The sequence below is a fragment of the Paenibacillus camelliae genome (assembly GCF_023715345.1).
Lineage (GTDB): Bacteria > Bacillota > Bacilli > Paenibacillales > Paenibacillaceae > Pristimantibacillus > Pristimantibacillus camelliae.
Genome location: NZ_JAMBNY010000068.1, coordinates 1 through 336, shown reverse-complemented (window position 1 = coordinate 336; position 336 = coordinate 1). Strand labels below are relative to the sequence as shown.

The following is a 336-nucleotide window of genomic DNA, read 5'->3' as shown; positions in this document are numbered from 1 at the left end:
TCGATCCCGCTTGGCTCCACCAAAGAAGATTTACAACTTTAACGTGTTCTTCCTAACGGAAAACACTATTGTACCTTGAAAACTGGATAAGAAAGTATATGAAACATCCAAAGCGAATCGAGTTCAAACATACGTTTGAAATATTTAACCGCGAATCGTTTTTGATTGACGACCCTCATCCGCAAGGATGTTCGAGGAAATCAAAAATTGATGAGCAACATGGTTAAGCTAATAAGAGCGCACGGAGGATGCCTAGGCACTAGGAGCCGAAGAAGGACGTGGCGAACAACGATACTGCCTCGGGGAGCTGTAAGCAAGCTTTGATCCGGGGATTTC

The 336-nt window shown here is 44.0% G+C and carries 1 rRNA gene; it reads left to right on the top strand.

The features are described from left to right. Nucleotides 1-221 precede the first annotated feature (221 nt). Nucleotides 222-336: ribosomal RNA gene (locus M3180_RS22435) — 23S ribosomal RNA — on the top strand; the annotation flags it as partial.